The sequence below is a fragment of the Dethiosulfovibrio russensis genome, assembly GCF_021568855.1.
GTDB classification, from domain to species: Bacteria; Synergistota; Synergistia; order Synergistales; family Dethiosulfovibrionaceae; genus Dethiosulfovibrio; species Dethiosulfovibrio russensis.
In genome coordinates this window covers 227309-244815 of the sequence record NZ_JAKGUG010000002.1, presented here as the reverse complement: position 1 = coordinate 244815, position 17507 = coordinate 227309, and the positions used below count along the sequence as shown (strand labels likewise).

General features: G+C 55.0%; 12 protein-coding genes. 1 reads left to right on the top strand and 11 read right to left on the bottom strand.

From position 1 onward, the window contains the following. Positions 1 to 18: 18 nt before the first annotated feature. The 8 genes from L2W48_RS02960 to L2W48_RS02925 form a co-directional block, all read right to left on the bottom strand. A complete protein-coding gene (locus tag L2W48_RS02960; RefSeq protein WP_236099106.1) occupies positions 19 to 1221 on the bottom strand; it encodes a restriction endonuclease subunit S in 1203 nt (400 codons plus the stop codon). Beyond that, a complete protein-coding gene (locus L2W48_RS02955) occupies positions 1218 to 3989 on the bottom strand; it encodes a TrlF family AAA-like ATPase (protein ID WP_236099105.1) in 2772 nt (923 codons plus the stop codon). Before L2W48_RS02955 ends, L2W48_RS02960 begins: the two co-directional genes overlap by 4 nt. Then, a complete protein-coding gene (locus tag L2W48_RS02950; RefSeq protein WP_236099104.1) occupies positions 3986 to 5494 on the bottom strand; it encodes a type I restriction-modification system subunit M in 1509 nt (502 codons plus the stop codon). The genes L2W48_RS02955 and L2W48_RS02950 overlap by 4 nt, the downstream gene beginning before the upstream one ends. Before the next feature lie 85 nt (positions 5495 to 5579). Next, positions 5580 to 7100 (bottom strand): type I restriction-modification system subunit M, encoded by a 1521-nt coding sequence (locus tag L2W48_RS02945; protein ID WP_236099103.1) that lies wholly within the window; start codon positions 7098 to 7100, stop codon positions 5580 to 5582. A 573-nt stretch (positions 7101 to 7673) separates the two neighbouring features. After that, complete coding sequence (locus L2W48_RS02940; RefSeq protein WP_236099102.1) at positions 7674 to 8756, bottom strand: YkvI family membrane protein; 1083 nt, start codon at positions 8754 to 8756, stop codon at positions 7674 to 7676. Next, on the bottom strand, positions 8749 to 9138 hold the full coding sequence (locus tag L2W48_RS02935) for a GrdX family protein (protein ID WP_236099101.1): 390 nt from the start codon (positions 9136 to 9138) through the stop codon (positions 8749 to 8751). The genes L2W48_RS02940 and L2W48_RS02935 overlap by 8 nt, the downstream gene beginning before the upstream one ends. Positions 9139 to 9151: 13 nt before the next feature. After that, a complete protein-coding gene (locus L2W48_RS02930) occupies positions 9152 to 10462 on the bottom strand; it encodes a glycine/betaine/sarcosine/D-proline family reductase selenoprotein B (protein WP_236099100.1) in 1311 nt (436 codons plus the stop codon). Between the two features lie 17 nt (positions 10463 to 10479). Beyond that, positions 10480 to 11766, bottom strand: coding sequence for a glycine/sarcosine/betaine reductase component B subunit (locus L2W48_RS02925; RefSeq protein WP_236099099.1), 1287 nt, complete (start codon positions 11764 to 11766; stop codon positions 10480 to 10482). A gap of 168 nt (positions 11767 to 11934) precedes the next feature. Here L2W48_RS02925 and L2W48_RS02920 point away from each other — a divergent pair, with 168 nt between their 5' ends. Further along, complete coding sequence (locus L2W48_RS02920) at positions 11935 to 13206, top strand: CdaR family transcriptional regulator (RefSeq protein WP_156775072.1); 1272 nt, start codon at positions 11935 to 11937, stop codon at positions 13204 to 13206. 7 nt (positions 13207 to 13213) lie between these two features. Here L2W48_RS02920 and arsM read toward each other — a convergent pair whose 3' ends face one another. From arsM to L2W48_RS13080, 3 genes are read right to left on the bottom strand one after another with little or no spacing between them, the layout of a single operon-like run. After that, positions 13214 to 14026, bottom strand: a complete 813-nt coding sequence (gene arsM / locus L2W48_RS02915) for an arsenite methyltransferase (RefSeq protein WP_236099098.1) — start codon at positions 14024 to 14026, stop codon at positions 13214 to 13216. 5 nt (positions 14027 to 14031) lie between these two features. After that, positions 14032 to 14946: an acetamidase/formamidase family protein gene (locus L2W48_RS02910; RefSeq protein ID WP_236099097.1), complete on the bottom strand. Its 915-nt coding sequence runs from the start codon at positions 14944 to 14946 to the stop codon at positions 14032 to 14034. A 17-nt stretch (positions 14947 to 14963) separates the two neighbouring features. After that, positions 14964 to 17465, bottom strand: coding sequence for a winged helix-turn-helix domain-containing protein (locus L2W48_RS13080; protein ID WP_236114967.1), 2502 nt, complete (start codon positions 17463 to 17465; stop codon positions 14964 to 14966). Positions 17466 to 17507: the final 42 nt, after the last annotated feature.

Here is a 17507-nt window from a genome sequence, read left to right as displayed (position 1 = left end):
TCGACCGTGTTTTCTTCGTTAAACATGGGCGGTTTCTCCGTTTTTGATAAATCCGTTAACGAGCCTATCCAGCAAGGCTCTCGAATCACGGACAGAATCTTTTGCTGCCTTTCTTGCTACATCAATGAAACTCGCAGCTTGCATTATTTCCCTTTGCTCCTTATGGGTTACCTTGACAACAGGCAGGTCAGCAAAGTGGCGGAAGTATGTATGTCTGACCTTGCTGCCCTCACACCGTGCTTCCACCATCCGACGGAAACGTGATGTTTGCAGAACACGGTATAGATACTCGCTTTCGACCCCTTCGTTACAAAGGAATCTTCCTAAACGCTGGTTCAACAGACTATCGTCGCCTTCAACGGCCAAACAAACTCTCCCCATAAATCCGTCTTCGAGGGATTGGGCTGTAAGATTGACTACGACATCGCCAGGACGAACGACCCAGCCAGAGTTTTCTTGCACATATTTTTCGTCAAGATGCACCGTCGAGCCTTTCGCCCAACTGAGACTTCCATCGGGAGCAAGATTTCCGGGACGCAGCAACTTAAAACCATGTTCCGAATATGCAGAGCTTGGAAATGGTCGTCCATTTTGCATCGAACAAAGGTCATCAAGGCGAACTACAGTCCGACTTGAAGAATCGTCCGGGTTTGGGACAATCGAATCAATGAGCTTTTGCCATGAGACAGCGAACTCACTAATCACACGGGACTTTGTTTCCACCGCCTCATCCGCCGCCCACAGGATCTCGGCAATGCGCTTCTGTTCATCAATGGGCGGCAGCGGGAATTCCTGTATTTTCAGAGTCTTCCAGTTGATCGTCGGTGAGAGCGAGCCCACCGATATTTCGATGGCCCGCTCCATGAACATGTCGGATTGCAGGAAGAACGGCAAAAACTCAGGCAGAATCATATTGGGTTTTGCACGGACGACCATGGCATGAGCCGAGCAGATACCATCAAGCTCGGCCACAGCAAGCTTGCGCTGATATGCACGGCGGCGGCCGAAAATCACATCGCCCTTTTTGAAGGCCAGCTTCTGTCCGATGACATCGGAAGGGTGACCCCACTGGCGCAGATGAATCGTGCTGGGGTCGAGATGTTCCAACCCTACATAGACGTCAGTCTTGGCATCGGCAGGATCCACCCGCACAGCAACGTTCTGGGCGATATCGTCGAATTTTACTATCTTCCAACTGGGTTTCAGAGATTGTGTGCTCAACCTTTGATATCTCCTGCCATTATTCGTCTGTAACGCTCAGTTAGGGCGGTTTTACCGCCCTCCATTATCCGACAAATTTCTTTTCTTACAGAAAGGTCTTGCAGAGCTCCTTGAGTTACTATTCGTGTTTGTCCCGACCTTACATCGAGAGCCACTACATTCTCCGCATCACCATTCACGACGATGTTGGCGTTATGTGTAACCACCAGCACCTGTCGTTTCTGTTTAATCTCCCGCAGTTGCGTCACGATCAGGTCATAGATCAAGTGGTTGTCGAGATCGTCTTCTGGCTGATCAAGCACAAGAGGCTCATTGCCATATGAAAGTATAAAAGCTAGGAGCGCAGCCGTTTTTTGTCCTGGCGAACCTTGTTCCACGGGTTTGAAGCTCTCACTGTTCTTGAGGCTGTATGTAACGTTCAACGAGTCTTCGGGGTACCAACAAAGAATTCGATCTATTTGTTCTGGAGGCAGAGCTTGAATATGTGTCACAAAACGCCTATCTTTAGCCTTCGCTACCGCTTCTGGTTTGTCATGATAGAGTTCTATCAGGATTTTTTTTAACTTTACAATTTTTTCTTCCATGTTTTTGGAAGAGTTCTGCGTCAGTGTAGCCAGCAGGCCCTCATCCCCATCGACCACGCCGATGTCGCGATCAAAGCCGCCATTGCCCCGGTCGATCAGGTTACGGAACTCTTCCTCAACCGTGATCTTGTTGCCAAATGGAATGACATTGATCTGTACATATGAATTGCCGGCGAGGGTATCCTTGAGAAAGTCCTCGCGAAGCTTGGTTATCTTGGCCCGATGCTCACGGAGCTTGCCCAAGCACACTTCCGCGTCCTTCTGATGCTGCGAAAGAGTTTCTCTCTTCTTGTTGAATCCCTTAAACTTCTCCTCAAGATCTTGCCGCTGCTTAACCAGAACGCCATATGCGGAAGGATCGCCCGCACCTGCCGCGCTGAGTTGACCGAGGAGGTCGGTGTATTCTCGGTTCGCCGTTGTGATTTTCTTCGATATCTCTAGGTCTGGTCGCACTTGATTCCATACGCTCTTCGCATCATCAATCCGCTGTGCGATTGAATTCATCTCACTCTGGAGTTTTTCGAATGTTGAACGGACGCCCGCTGCAGTGTCGATCAGCTCTTTATCATCCGCATTCCCAACGTCGAAATGTTGTGAATCCAATTCTGGCGGCAACAGGCTTCCTGAAATGTCTCGGACCTTTTCAGCGGAACCTTCCCAGGTCTTTTCCCAAGAGTCGATGGTCTTGCTCTGGTTCTGCCTAAGCTGGTAAGTCTTAAGGACATCAGCATGGCCCGCCTTTTCAAAAACCTCGAGCTTGCGTTTGACGTCCTCAAGCTGACCTTTGATTACCGATTCTTCCTGAAGTCCGGCCTGAACTTCACGCTCCTGGGCGCGAATTGAGAGATATTTGGAAAACAGTTCCTCCCACTCAAGTTGCCAATCACGATGATTGACCGCCGGGGCATCATCGATAACCTGCAAGAGCGCATGGGGATGCTTCGCCAACTCGAAAATCTGCTTCTGACTGTAAATTCTGACAGGGAACCGTTGTGCGATGTCTCCCTCGGAAGTTCTCCAGGTTCCGGGAGCGGTCTCCTCCTCTATGGTGTGCCTGTCGTCGGCGTTAGACCAGGTGATTCGAAAGCGGCCACCGTCTTTTCGGAAGCCGACGGTGATTTTCGTGATATCTTTTAGCAGCCCTTCATCCTGGCGGTTGCTTGACGTTTGACTGTATTTTGTAAATTCCTTTTCAAGGCTCTTGGGGATTTCTCCCTTCCTCTTGAGAGTAATCCGCAGGAACTCCAACGAAGTCGATTTCCCGGTACCTCGTCCACCAATGATAGTGTTTAGCCAGGGGTTCAGTTGGCAGGAAAAGGATTCCCCTCGCCCCAGGTACTTCGCATCGTCAACCACGATGCTTTCGATGGTGAGTTGTCCATGGGTATTGGGGTCACTTGTGAAACTATCTGAACGTTTCAGAGAGAGAGAACCATCAATAAGTGCCAACCGTAAACCATCATAAGATGGCTCCGACATTTTTACCCAGGTAAAATGACTACCGGGATAACGCTGACCATCGGTTCCAGACGGATGATGGGAATCGGTTCCAAGAACCTCCGCCCAATTCAAATTTTTGTTGATGTAGAGCTGCGGTTTTGCCTGAGCAAGGTTTGTGACCTCCATGGCAAATACACACTTGTTGTCTAGCACCTGCTCCAGTGTGTTGCCGGTACAAACCTTAAAAAGTCCGTTGGTCTGATCGACATGAGCAGGTATAGCAAGTCCGCCTGACCTTGCAATTTCGTCAATCACCTCAACAGCGGAGCATTCAGAACAGCCGTCGCTCTTTCCCTTGGTGGCGCGATACCTCACCGCACCGAGCAGCGAATCGATATCCGAGGTGGTCTTGTTTGGGCCGAAAATGGCCAGGATATGAATATTCCCCTGAACGGTAATCTCAACGCTGGGGAAAAGATATAGCGGGCGATAATCCGCATGATTTTCGGATGCCAATTCTTGGAGTGCCTGCTTAAGTGGATCAATCCAGGCACCTGAATTGTGATCCGTCACCGCGACGCAATCGATGCCTTGCCGCATGTAGTTGAGCAGCCAATCCTTATGGGAAATCTGTTTAAACTGAGCCTGGTTATGCCCTTTCCCATAGTCATCTGATTCTGGAGTATGACTGTGGAAATCGAACTTCCACCATTTGGCACCGGTCCAGTTCCATCCGATGTTCATTCCTTACCTCCTATTCCCTCTACATTTTCAAGAACCTCAAAAAGACCCTCCATCGATTCCCGCAATGCCATCGAGCTTTGCTGCCAGTTCGCAATGGCCTGCTTGAGGCTGATCGTTTCGGCTGCTCCGTTGCTATTGCCGTTTCCGTTGTCCGATCGAACGTAGAGCGGGATGCTTAGGTTGCTGCCTTTCTCCCGCACCTCGTCATTGCTGACCACCCGGGCAAAGCCGTCCTCGTCACCGAAAGCCTTGTAGGCGGCGACAATGCGCTGGATGTGGTCGTTAGTGAGGAAGCTCTGTGCCCGTTCGCGTGTCACCTCGTTCACCGCGTTGATGAAGAGCACCTTGTTCCTGCGCTCTTTAGGCTTGTTCATCCGACAGATAACGACGCAGGCTTCCATGGGTGAGTTGTAAAAGAGGTTTGGGCCGAGGCCCAGCACACACTCCACCACGTCGTGGGCGACCAGTTTCTCGCGCATGGCCAGTTCTTCATTGCGGAAGAGGACACCATGCGGAAACAGGATTGCGCAGCGGCCGCTCTTGGCCTTCATGCTCTTGATGATGTGTTGCCAGAAGGCATAGTCGGCGCGGCCCTGGGGCGGGGTGCCGTAGAGGTTTCGGCCCCACGGATCGGCGGACCATGCATCGCGGTCCCACTGTTTGATGGAGTACGGTGGATTGGCCAGGACCACATCGAACTGCATGAGCCGGTCGCCTTCGACAAAGGCGGGGTTACCCAGGGTATCGCCCCGGACGATACGGAAGTCCTCAACGCCGTGCAAGAACAGGTTCATCCGGCCGATGGCGGAGGTGAGCAGGTTGCGCTCCTGGCCGAACAGTCGCAGGTTCCGCCACTCCTTATTCTGTCGCTTCAGGTGAGCTACGGCGGAGAGCAGCATGCCCGCCGAACCGCAGGTGGGGTCATAGATCGACTCACCCGGTTTGGGTTCGAGCATCTCGGTCATCAGATGAACCACGGTGCGGTTGGTATAGAACTCCGCAGCGGTGTGGCCGGAATCGTCGGCGAACTTTTTGATCAGAAACTCGTAGCCCACGCCCAGCTCATCTTCCGGGCAGTTCGAGAGCGAAAGCGTCTGCGAACTGAAGTGCTCGATGAGCTCGCGCAGCATGTGGTCCGGCAGGCGGTCCTTGTTGGTCCACTGAGCGTCGCCGAAGACCCCGTACAGGGTGTCGGGGTTGGCTGTTTCGATAGCCCGCAGTGCATCCTGAATGGCCTTACCGACGTTCTTGACCTTGGTGCGTGTGGCCTTCCAGTGAGCGTCCTCCGGAATCTGAAAGCGGTGCTGTTCGGGAAGCGCGGCGTATTCCTGATCGCCGCCGGACTCCTCCAGCGCATCGACCAGCTCCTCGTCATAGACGTCGCACAGGCGTTTGTAGAACAGTAGCGGGAAGATGAACTGCTTGTAGTCCCCGGCATCGATATAGCCGCGCAGCAAGGTAGCCGCGCCCCAGAGGTAGGATTCGAGTTGGGATTGGGAAATCATTGCATCTGCCTCCGGAAAATCTTGAGCCCGCATTCTGGGCATTTGCGTGGTTTCTGCGCACGCTCGACCCTGGTTGATGTGTTAGTCATGCCATTAACCCTTCTTTTTCGAGCAACGCCTTCAAACGATCCTCGGCCGCATACGCCGTCTGCAGCGATTCTTTGAGATTGGCGATGGCCTGATCGATGGTCATGGACTCTTCCTCGATCACCGGTTCCACGTAGCGGGGGATGTTCAGGTTGAAATCGTTCTCGCGGATCTCGTCGAGAGTGACCACCCGGCAGATTCCTTCCACATCCTGATTTCCTTCGTACCAGCGATGGATGTTGTCCACGTGTTCCGGCAGCAGCTCGTTCTGGGCGCGGCCGGTCTTGAACTCCTTCGAGGCGTCGATGAACAGCACCCTCTGGCGGTGGGCTTTGGGCTTGCTGTCCCGGAAGACCAGCACACACGGCGCGAGACCGGTGCCGTAGAAAATGTTCTGGCCGAGGCCGATCACCGCTTCGAGCATGTCCATCTCCAGCAGCTTTCGGCGGATCTTGCCTTCCTTGGACATGCGGAACAGCACGCCATGGGGAAGCACCACGGCCATGCGGCCGGTCTTGCGGGCCATGGACTTGATCATGTGCTGGACCCAGGCGAAGTCGCCGGACTTGGCTGGCGGCAACCCGGCAAAGTTGCGGCCGTAGGGGTCGTCGATCCAGACATCGTCCCCCCACTTTTCCAGGGAGAAGGGAGGATTGGCGATGACGCAGTCAAAGCTGGCGAGGCTGTCGCCTGAATAAAAGGCGGGCAAGCGCAGGGTGTCGCCGCGTTCGATATGGAAATCTTCCGCGCCGTGGAGAAAGAGGTTCATCCGGGCGATGGAGGATGTGGTCAGGTTCTTTTCCTGGCCGTAGAGCTTGCCCAGCATGAGGTTTTCGTCGCCGCCATGTTCTTTGACATGATGCAGCGCTTCGAGAAGCATGCCGCCGGTGCCGCAGGCCGGGTCGTAGATGGTTTCCCCGGCTTTGGGTGCAAGGATGCGAACCATCAGTGCGACCACGGAGCGTGGGGTATAGAATTCACCAGCCTTCTTGTTGGTCAGGTCGGCAAATTTCTTGATCAGATATTCATAGGCCTGGCCGAGAATGTCCGCCTTACAGTGCTCGTTGCCCAGGTTGAGCGACGAGAAGTGTTCGATCAGGTCCTTGAGCAGCGCGTCCGAAAGGCGGTCTTTGTTGGTCCACTGGGCATCACCGAAGATGCCGTGCAGGGTGTCCGGGTTGGCCTGCTCGATACAACGCATCGCCTTCTGGAGCGCATGGCCGATATTGGCGCTCTTGGCCCGGACATCTTTCCAGTGGCAGTCCTCCGGAACCTGGAAACGGTGGTTCTCGGGGAACTGGGCAAATTCCACGTCGCCGTCTGACTCTTCCAGCGCCACGGTATACTCTTCGTCATAGACATCGGAGAGCCGCTTGAAGAACAGCAGTGGGAAGATGTAGGTTTTGAAATCGGCCGCGTCGACAGGACCACGCAGGATATTGGCCGTCTCCCATAGATGTCCGGAGAGAGTCCCAATATCCAAGTCGACTGAATTGTTGTTTTCGTTCTTCCTGCTCATTCAGCTTCGTCCTTTTCTGCTCTTGTCCGCTGCTCCGCCAGACTTCGGCCATTTCTCTAGCTCCTCATGGGCGATTGGTTTTCTTGCCACGACAGAGACGGTAATGAGGATTCTGGGCGCAGTCCTCTAAAATTAAAACACTCTCTAATATATTTAGGCAGGAGCCGACTGTCAAGCGCTTTCGTCCGGATAAGGCCGTAGACGCACCGCGTTTTTGCGTCCGTTTTCGGGTATTTCCCTCCCTAGTTTATCGCTAGGAGAAAACTTCCCTGCGGTTATTTTTTTATAAAATTAACACTATACGGTTTAACGGTCAAGGACTTCACAAGAGAAAGAGACTCCGCACCTTTGATTTAGGGCTTGTAAAAAAAATAGCCGGGATAGCATCCGACGATTCCAGGTTTTCGATCCACCCGAATAACCACGTGAACCGAAGCCAGAGCAGCGACAACGAAAGAGGCGGCGGTAGCCATGGGGAGCCTGTCCGGAAAAGATGGTATAAAAGGGATTAGGGGAGCCAGAAGGCTCCCCTAATCATCTATCCGTGCTCTCTTTACGCTTTAGCGACACGTTTTATGCTTTAGCGACACGTTGTCTGAAGCTCTTCAATACCATTATCCCCAGAAGGAGTATGCCTACATAGCCGTTTATAACGTAGACTATGTTGACCAGCCTGGCGAAGGGAAGGTATATCCCGACCACCAGCCCCGCTACGGCCAGTATAATCGTCGCCGTTCTGAACCGGGGGCTCTTGTCCTCGGCTATCCTGGAGGAGACTGACCACAGAAGCGGAACCGCCGTGGTGTATATTCCCGCCACTATTATCAGGGAGAAGCCGTTCGCCAGCATGGGGTGGACCTTCTCCGCCAGTATCAGCATGGGTATCTGGCTCGCCGCCACGTCCTTCACGTAGGCCAGCAGTCCCAGGGCCACCACTATGATGGCCAGGGAGAACCCTATCGCCCCCAGACCGGCCCCGTAGGCCGCCTCTTTTCTGCTTTTGGCCGTGGCACCCATGGCCGCCAGGAAGGACGCCAGCCAGAGCATGCAGAAGCCAACGTAGGATCCGGCTGCGAATATCCAGTTGGAGGACGCCTTCATGATATTCATGGTCGGGAGCGCCTCCTGACCTCGGGCTATGCCGTCGAAGTTGCCGAATATGGAAGCCAGTCCGAGCCCTATGGATATTACCACTATGGTGGGGCCGATCCTGCCTATCACGTCCACTATCCTGCCAAGCCCGAAGGAGACGGTGAACCCGGCCAGAAGGGCCATGAGGACGCCTCCGACGTAAACGGGAAGGCCGAAATGCTGCTCGACCGTGGCTCCCGCTCCGGCTATCATGACCACGAAGGAGAGGTATATGAAGACCGTGGCGAAATAGTCGAAGAATCCTCCGAGGGTATCTCCGCAGTAATACCTGAAGATATCGCTGCTCCTCTCGAACTTCTCCTCCTGCCCCACGGTGATGAAGCTCACCCCTACGAACAGCAGCAGTATCAACGTCAGTACCGCTCCGGCTATTCCCCTGTAGCCGTATGACGTGAAGTACTGGAGCACCTCCTGCCCCGTGGCGAACCCCGATCCTATGAGAAACGCTATGAAGGCTCCTCCGAAGGTTATCACCGTCTTTACGCTGTAGTCGTCGTTATTCATAGGAAGCCCCCTTAGGATCTCCTGGCTGGAGGCCCAGCTTCAGGCCTTCGTTCCAGGCGGTCTTTGTCAGATCGGCGTCGATCCAACGATAATCTCCGTCGGCTGAGCTGTCTTGGGCTATCCTCTGGCTCTTGAGGAAGGCTCTGGCCTTGTCGACCAGTTCCAGGTCGTCTCCGGACCAGGTTCCCTGTTTTCCAAGGATGATAGAACGGTAGGGAGAGCGGTTCAGCCTGTTGTTGGCCGAAAGAGGGGCGCTCACCAGACCGTACCCCGTTCGAAGCATGGACTCTACCTCGTCAAGGACGTCGAGGGCGGTACCTTCAACCCATCGCGTCAGAGGGAGGGAATCCCTGGTTTTCTCGTTGTTGGTGACGACGATCAACTCCGCCACCTCCTCAGGCCTTGAAGATTGTCTGTTCGGAAACCTCGGTGGTCAGAGCTTCGAGCGCCTTGTTCAGGAGCTTCCTCCGGACCTTTCTGTCTCCCTCGGGGCCCTGGTCGGGAGCTCCTATGGGATGGGGGATGGCCACTCCGGGAACTATTCTGTTAGCTCCGACGGTCAGCATTATCGGAACGATGGTGGCCATCTGGACCACCGGTATACCCGCCGCGTTCTCTATTTCCCTGGACATCGATGCGCCGCATCGAGTGCAGGATCCTCAGGTGGACGTTAGTATTACTCCGTCTACGCCGCTGTCCTTCAGCTTTGCGCCTATTTCCTGGCCGAAGCGTTCGGCGTGTCCTACGGCGGTGCCTGTTCCGGTGGTGCAGTAGGCGTATTCGTGAAGCTTGCCTATGACTCCGTCTTTTTCGAGCTCCCTCATTACGTCCAGAGGAAGGACAACGTCGGGGTTCTCGTTGGCCCAGGTGGTATCGTAGCCGCCGTGGATGGACTCGTAGTTGTCCGGCGTTAGATCGTTCAGTGAACTTATGTCGTATATGCCGTAGCTCTCGGCGGAGGATACCCTTATCTTGTCCGGGTTGCCCTTGGGAACTATGCCTCCGGAGGTTATTATGGCGATGGTCGCCTTGGAGAGGTCCTCTATGGGAGCCGACGGCGGAATTTTGTCGAACACCGGCATCTCGTACTCGGTCTGGAAGGGCTGGCCGTCCATCTTCTTGAGGAGCATCTCCACAGCTCTCTGGGCGCCGTTCTTCTCGTGGAAGAACACCTTTCTGATCCCTCTGGACAGATATCCCTCTTCCATGGCGGATCCCATGGCATCGCCCTTCAGCCTCTTGAGGATCAGAGAGCTCATGGTTTTTACCGCGTCCTTCATGCCTCTGGCGCTATCGGAGGCCCGGACGATATAGGTCTTCGAAGCGTACATCTCCGCTCCGGGGTTCTCGTGGTAGAGAGCCGTCACCGTGGGTATCTTAAGCTTTTCCTCCACGGAGGCGCACACGTCGCCGCAGGCCACCCCGTATCTTCCGGCGAAGAATCCCGGCCCTGCGACCACCCCGTCGGGCTCGAAGGCCTCTATCATCTTCAGCACGTCTTCTCTGGCCTCGTCCATGTGCTCTCCGTAGTAGCTGTCGCCGCAGATAACCGTGCCTACCACCTTGGCCTCCGAGCCGAGGGCGCCGTTAAGAGCAAGTCCCGGACCGACGAATCCCGGCCTGGACTCCGGCACGACATGGGCCTTTTCCTCTCCTCCGATTCCCGCGTAAAACTGGTTTATGTAGTGGACTATCCTGAAGGTCATCGCTATATCCTCCCAGCCTAAACCCACTCCGAGCCGGTACGGTTCGTACCGATCTCGCAGGTCGATCCTATTATCGACTGAAGCTCGACGTACATCGAACCGTCCTCCCTGAGGCTGTCGTCGGCTCCTCCGGACACGTGAGCTATCGATTCGGGGTAGCCTATCACCCTGTCCATCGCGGGAACCTCCAGCATCTCGTTGACGTTTCCGGCGGAAACGAAGGCGGTGAGCTCCGGAGTCGCGTCGGCCAGCCCCTGTCCGGATCCGTCGGTTCCGGAGGCCTCGTCCGCTATGACCACAGTCTTGATTCCCAGGGCCTCGCATTTCTTGACGTTCATACAGATGTCCGTGTCGGGGTTGCCGTAGCCTTCCTCTGTGATTATGACCCCGTCGGCCCCGAGCTCGTGGGCCAGTTTGGCGTTGAAGGAAGATGTCTTCTCCTTGCCGGCCAGCACGGTGGATTCCAGCGTGGGAATCATTCCGAGGAAGTTGATCTCCTTGCCGTGAAGGGCGTAGAGTTCCTTTATGACCGGGTCGTTGACGTGATGCCAGCTGGTGTTCTTGTCGCAGGCGGACACGCAGTTCCCCGATACCATGGCTCCGTCGATTATCTCGTTCGGATGGACCAGCGTGGGAAGTATGTTCTTCATGTCCACTCCGTAAAGATAGGTGTCGTGAAGGAGCCCCTGGGTGATGCACATACAGAGATGGGCCACCTTGGGAAGGTCGGGATACTTGAGTGCCTCCTCCGCCACGGTTCCTCTCTCGAAGACCTCCACCTTGTCGATATCGGCGTCCTTGCAGCACTCAGCCAGATAAAGGCCTACCTTAAGTCCTGCGAGCCTCAATGCCTCCTCGTACTGGTGCTTCTCGAGGTCCTCTACGGGATGGGCGTTTACGACCACGTTGAAGGTCTTGGAGAACGGTGTGTGCTCCGCTCCGGGCCCGGTCATGTCGATAAAGCCCTCCTGGAAGGCCATTATCGGCCCGGCGGACACCACTGCCGCTCCGCTGAGGACCAGAGTCTTGCCGTCCCCGGCCGTCTCGTTGGGGCCCAGTACTCCCGGGAAGAATCCGCTTCCTCCCTCCAGTTTGACCCGGGGCTCTATTACGTCCTTAACCGGGATTATCCGAACCGACTCGCCCGGTCTGGCCAGGTCGATCTCCCAGCTCTCTATGCGATCGTCGTCGCTTATGGCAGCGACGGCTTCCTCTTTGTCCACGTAGAGGACGTGATTCTCCAGCCTGGTGGGGGTGCCCCATCGCAGGTCCCGGACCTCGGCCCTGTGCAGTTCAAGCCTCATGACAAACCTCCTCAATGTATTTATATCGATCTTGGAAAGATCTTTCATCTTGCAGCTAAAGTCTAGTCTCAATTGTCTGTACAATCATCGTTGAAAAAAAACATGATTTGTGGCTCAATAGAGGCGGTGGTTTGTACGGTTCATACAAAGAGGAGGTTCCCATAAAAAATGGTCATAAAGTCTCGTCCTAATTGGTCCGATTCTACCCTGAGGCGGCACGCCATGGAGATAGCCAGGTCCACATCGGACGTCATAGGCTACAACGTCATAATCACCGATACCGACGGGGTGATAGTGGGAGCAAGCGACGAGAACAGGGTCGGAGAACTTCACGAGGCCTCTCTGGCGGTCATAGCCGAGAGGAGGGGCAGCTCCACCTCAGAGGACGAGGCCAGGGGGCTCAAGGGAACCCTGCCGGGGGTTACCTATCCCATAAGCTCAATGTCCGGTTCCGTGGTGGGGTCTATGGCCATAACCGGAGACGCCGATAAGGTCCGTCCCTTCGCGTTGATAGTGAAAAAACAGATAGAGATACTTCTTAAGGAGAGGGAGTTCTTCGAGCACGCGGCCAACAGGGAGCATATACTTCAGGATTTCATCCAGGACCTGTCCACCTTCGTCCCGGGGGTCAGCAACGAGACCATCCTCCTCGCCAGGGCCTCGGAGTTCAGATACGACAGGACATGGATATACGTTCCCGTGGCGGTGGATCTGTACCAGTTCGGACGGTTCGCCCTGTCAGTGAGGAGGGATTACGTCAACCGGGAGGGGGAGAAGCCCGAGACAGTGATACAGGGCGTAAAGAGAAAGATCCTCCTGGAGATAAGGAGGATCTTCAACGGTCCAAAGGATATATCCACCATGGAGAGCAACAACCGTTTCGTGGTGCTCCACGGGGTTCGGCCTGCCGAGTCCTATCCGGCACCGTCAAATGCCGTCACGGTAACCAGGGAGAAGACCGAGGACCTTCTGGGCAGGATAACCGACGAGGGGCTAAACGCCGCCGTGGGAATAGGGTCTCCCGCCCTGGGGATTGCCGATTTGGCCGCTTCCTATAAGGAGTCCTGGAGGGCCTTGACCCTGGGGAAGAAGTTCATGCAGGGGCCCGGGGTCTACTGTATAGACGACTATCGGCTGGAGGAGATGATATCCACCGTCGCCCCATCGGTGAGAAACCGGTTCGTGCTGTCCAGCCTGAGGACCCTCCGGGAGGAGCCGGACTGGAACGAGCTCAAGGATACGATTCGATCGTGGTGCGAGAGCGGCTTCTCACTGGTCAACACAGCGAAGGAGCTTCACCTGCACAGGAATACCGTCATATACAGGTTGGACAAGATAAAGGTCTATTCGGGCCACGATCTGAGGAATTTTCGTACCTGCCTCAATCTCTACACCGCCCTGTTGCTGGACAGGTTCCTCGGCCCCGGAAGCAAGGAGTGACCGAGACTCACTCTTCTTCAAGGGGCTTTTTCCCCAATATGATGGCGCTGGCAAGGGCGCCGTCTATTTCACTTCGTCTCTCCTCGGATATTCCGGGGAACGCCGACGAGGCCGCCGACTCGGAGATGGAGTACACTTTTTTACGCCTTACCTCCACCTCGTTAAATCCCGCCTCCCTCAGTTTTATCTCGTATTCCGTCTCCTGTAGACCGCCTGAGAGGCAGCCGGACCACGCCGCCAGGTTTTCGACGAACCACTTCGGGACGGAACGGGTGAAAACCGTGTCGGAAACGCAGAGACGTCCGCCGGGACGGAGGACGCGAAAGGCTTCCTTGAAAACCCTTTCCTTATGCGGAGAGAGGTTTATAACGCAGTTGGAGATGATCACGTCGATGGACTCGCTTTCTATAGGCATATCCTCTATGTAGCCTTTGACTAGAGAGACGTTTTCTATCCCCTTGAGGTTCGATTCGGCTGTGGCGAGCATCTCGTCGGTCATGTCGAGCCCTATGACTTTGCCTTTCGGGCCGACCATCTCCGATGCTAGGAAGAGGTCCAATCCGGCGCCGCTGCCTAGATCGAGGACGGTCTCGCCGAGACTTATATTCGCTTCCATGAAGGGGTTTCCGCATCCGAAAGACTGGCCGGAAGTCTCCCCCGGCGTATTTTCCAGGGTTCCTTGGTCGTAGTTTCCGCAGGTTATGCCGAAGGGGTCCTCGCCGTTCGTGCCGCAGCAGCATCCTCCCGATCCGCAGCACGACGAACCGCTTTTTATGGCCTTTCCGTATTGCTCCTTAACGTAGTCGCGGATGTCTTTCATATCTATTAATCTCCTCTGTAAGATAAATTCCCGAACAGTCGGGAGGGAGACATAACCTTTATGGGTATGACCCCTCGGACCGTCTTTTTCGGGTCCACCAGCTGGGATATCCTCAGGTCCATGGCCAGGCTGGATAGAACGTAGGCGTCCTCCCAGGAGAGTCCCAGCCCCGCTTTAAGCATGTCCACCGCCTCGGAGGTGGCCTCCGACAGGGCCGAATCCAGGTTCTCTCCGGATACTATGACGGATAATCCCTCGGAGGTCTCAAGAATCGGCCATTTTCGTGAGCTTCCCTTTATGAGAGAGGTCCTCAGGGTTATGGTGGCGGCTACCTCGCATCCGGAGCAGCACACCTCGCCGTCTCCCATGACGGCGTGGCAGTCTCCCATGGCCAGAAGGGCTCCGGGACGGCGGACCGGAAGGTAGAGGGTCGCTCCCGGACCTATGTCCTTCGTGTCCATGTTTCCTCCGTGACTCCAGGGAGTTCCTGTCGGAAAGGCCCCCTCCTCCGGAGCTACCCCTATAACACCTATCATCGGTTTCACCGGAAGAGACAGGCCGGCGAAGAGGCACTTGCCGTCTCTTATGGGGATGATCTTTGTGGACGGACGCTCCACCGAATCTCCCAGCAGTCCCTCTCCCGGAACGGTAACGGCCACGCCGTGGTCCGCCAGATCCATTCTTATTATCTCCACCGCCAGTGTGTCTCCAGGCTCGGCTTCCTCTATGGTTATCGGGCCGGTCGCCGGGTTTATGCGGTCGAAGTCTATCTCGGAGCAGAGGGTTCCCTCCGACTTTATCTGGCCGCAGAAACAGTCGCTGGTCTCCACCTTGAAGACCTCCCCCGGTTTGACCGATGCCGCCGGGCTCATCTCCGGCTCGAAAATGTATATCGCGTCTTTCGCCGATACTTTCAACATCCTCGCTGTTCCTCCCTTCATATTATCCCCATGGAGCGGGCTTTTCTCAGGGCTTCCGCCCCGTTCGAGACTCCCAGAAAACGGTAGAGTCTGGTCACGTGGTATTTGGCGGTGGAGTGGGCTATGCCTAGATCCTCCGCTATATCCCTGTAGCTGCCGTTACCCTTGAGCAGGGCCAGAATCCTCATCTGCCTCTCGCTCAAAGAGGTCTCTTCGAGGCTCGGGACAACGTCTTCGTAACTAGTTCCGGTGACGGCCAGGGCCACCTCGGAGGCGAAGCCGGATATCCGCCTGCCGTCGGATTTCGTCCTCCTGAGAAACGAGACCATCATCGGCTTTATCGACAGGGCCTCGTCGAGAAACATCCTCACGTAGCCGTAAGGTTCGGCCAGGGCCAGAGCTTTTTCGATGTATTCGTAGGACCGTGTTCTGTCGTCGGTGCTCCAGTAGGCCGTGGAGAGGAGGATGTAGGATTCAAGCTCGTCCATAGGTCTATTGAAGTCTTGGCTTAGACGGAGAAGTTTTTCCCCGAACAGGACGGCTAAAGCAGGTTTTCCCGATGCAATAAGAGCCCTCTCGGTGGTGAAGTGTCGGTAGATGTCGTATAGGTCCGGCTGTAAAATAGGGTTTTCTCCGTAGGATATCAGCCACTCCTCCGCAGCCGTTCCGTCTCCTGAGACCATCCTTTCCCGGAATCTCCAGGCTTTGAGGTTGGGGATCAGGTCGGTGGCTCTGTCGCGGTTGATCTGTCTCTCCATCTCGCAAGCTATCATTGACGCCTCGTCTCTTCGTCCCATGGCCTTTAGAATGTGGATCAGTATCATGTCGGAGCAGAAACGGACGTCACGACGGCAGTTTACCTTCATTACAACGGTTTGAGCCTCCACCGCATGATGGTAGGCTTCCTCTAGGTGGTTTTGTTCATACAGTACCCCGGCGAATTGACATTCCCGAAGTATGATGTGATCTTGTCCCAGAAATTTCTTCAGAGGTTCCCTGTATCTAGCCATTGTTTTGTGAAGCTCCTCCATCGACAGAGCCAGGTCGGACCTCTCCCTGAGGGATCTGTGCATCAAGGGCATATTGGCGGTGAAAGTTCCGGGAGACGGGGATTTTCCGAAGCATATGGACGACGTGGGAGTCTCCTTGCCGTCTATCACCCTCTCAAGGTAGAGATTCAGAGGTATCCTGAAGTCCAGGACCTTCAGCAATGTCAGAAAGGACGCGAAGGGGCCGTCTCCGCATCTCTCCGCCCTCTTGTACAGCATGTCCATGATCTCGGTGAACCTTTCGGCGTTGCCGTCCAGGTAGTACATGAAGGCCGATTGGGCCAGAAGAGGCAGTCCCTCGTCTTCGGTGAACTTGATCCGTCCTAACACTCTCTCCTTGAAGAAACGGAATCTGCTGTGGACCGAGATCTCCTTTCTGTATTTCGTCATGGCCGTGCAGCAGTCGGACAGTCCGGAGAGGCAGAGGCACCTCACGTATAGATCCGCCGCTACCAGGTAGTCCCCTTCGTCGAAGAATATTCTGCCAAGATACCGATGTATCTCGTCGATCCTGTCTTTACTCAGCTGGGAGTTGATCCTTCTGAGCAGATACTCCCTGAAGGGGGGGAATATGCTGTATCCGCCGTCCTCCGAGTTTTCCAGGAAGGCGTCGCTGCTGCGGATGTGTTTCAGAAGGGGCTCGTAGTTTCTCGATCCGTTCAGGCTGCGGCATATATCCTCGTCCAGCCTGGGACAGGGTGCTGCCCTTACCATGAATTCCCTGACCTCCTCGGGCCATCTGTCCCACACCCGGGAGTCGAGATAGTCGTCCAGAAGGCTCCAGTCGCCTTCGTCTCCCATCAGATAGGAGTTTACCGCTACCGGCCACCCCTTCGTCTCGGATATGACCTCTTCCGATTTTCTCCGGCTCATATGGTGCTTGGTCATCATGGAGGATATCTCCTCTTCGTCCATGACGAGGTATTCCTCCGTCATCAGTGCCATATTGCCGTTCAGTATCGAGGGGGACAGCTCCTTCGGGGGGCCTTTTCTGCTGAGTATGCATAAAGTAAATCGAAAGGATGGATTTATCGCCAGCTCTGATAATATCTCCAGGGTTTCGTTGTCGGATATGTGTTGAAAGTCGTCTACGACCACGACGTAGTTCTTGTCGTTGTCTAAAAGGGACGAGACGGATCGGTACAGCACCTCCCGAGGTGGACCTGTCGATTCGGCGGCCTTGGCGAGTTTTCTGTTGGACTTCTGAGCGAAGGCCATGGCCTTCACCAGCTTGTGAACGAAACGTTCCGGAACGTCGTCGTCGATGGAGAGGTTTATCCATGCCAGCTTGTTCCTGAGGGGGCTGATCCATCGGGAGATGGATACGGTCTTTCCGAATCCCGATGGGGCCTCAATGTAGACCCATCTTTTATTTTGTATGATATTTTTGTCGAGAAAAGCTCCCATTCGTTTTCTGTATATGGTTTGAGTTCCGTATTTAGGGGGTGAGAATAGACGGTCTCTCGTCACAGGTGGAGCTCTCCTTTCGGGGGTGTCGTCGATGGAGTTGCG

Coding starts and splice junctions, on each gene's coding strand:
- L2W48_RS02955 (WP_236099105.1), bottom strand. CDS start 3,989: ATGAACATCGGATGGAACTGGACCGGTGCCAAATGGTGGAAGTTCGAT.
- L2W48_RS02950 (WP_236099104.1), bottom strand. CDS start 5,494: ATGATTTCCCAATCCCAACTCGAATCCTACCTCTGGGGCGCGGCTACC.
- L2W48_RS02945 (WP_236099103.1), bottom strand. CDS start 7,100: ATGAGCAGGAAGAACGAAAACAACAATTCAGTCGACTTGGATATTGGG.
- L2W48_RS02940 (WP_236099102.1), bottom strand. CDS start 8,756: ATGAATAACGACGACTACAGCGTAAAGACGGTGATAACCTTCGGAGGA.
- L2W48_RS02925 (WP_236099099.1), bottom strand. CDS start 11,766: ATGAGGCTTGAACTGCACAGGGCCGAGGTCCGGGACCTGCGATGGGGC.
- L2W48_RS02920 (WP_156775072.1), top strand. CDS start 11,935: ATGGTCATAAAGTCTCGTCCTAATTGGTCCGATTCTACCCTGAGGCGG.
- arsM (WP_236099098.1), bottom strand. CDS start 14,026: ATGAAAGACATCCGCGACTACGTTAAGGAGCAATACGGAAAGGCCATA.
- L2W48_RS02910 (WP_236099097.1), bottom strand. CDS start 14,946: ATGTTGAAAGTATCGGCGAAAGACGCGATATACATTTTCGAGCCGGAG.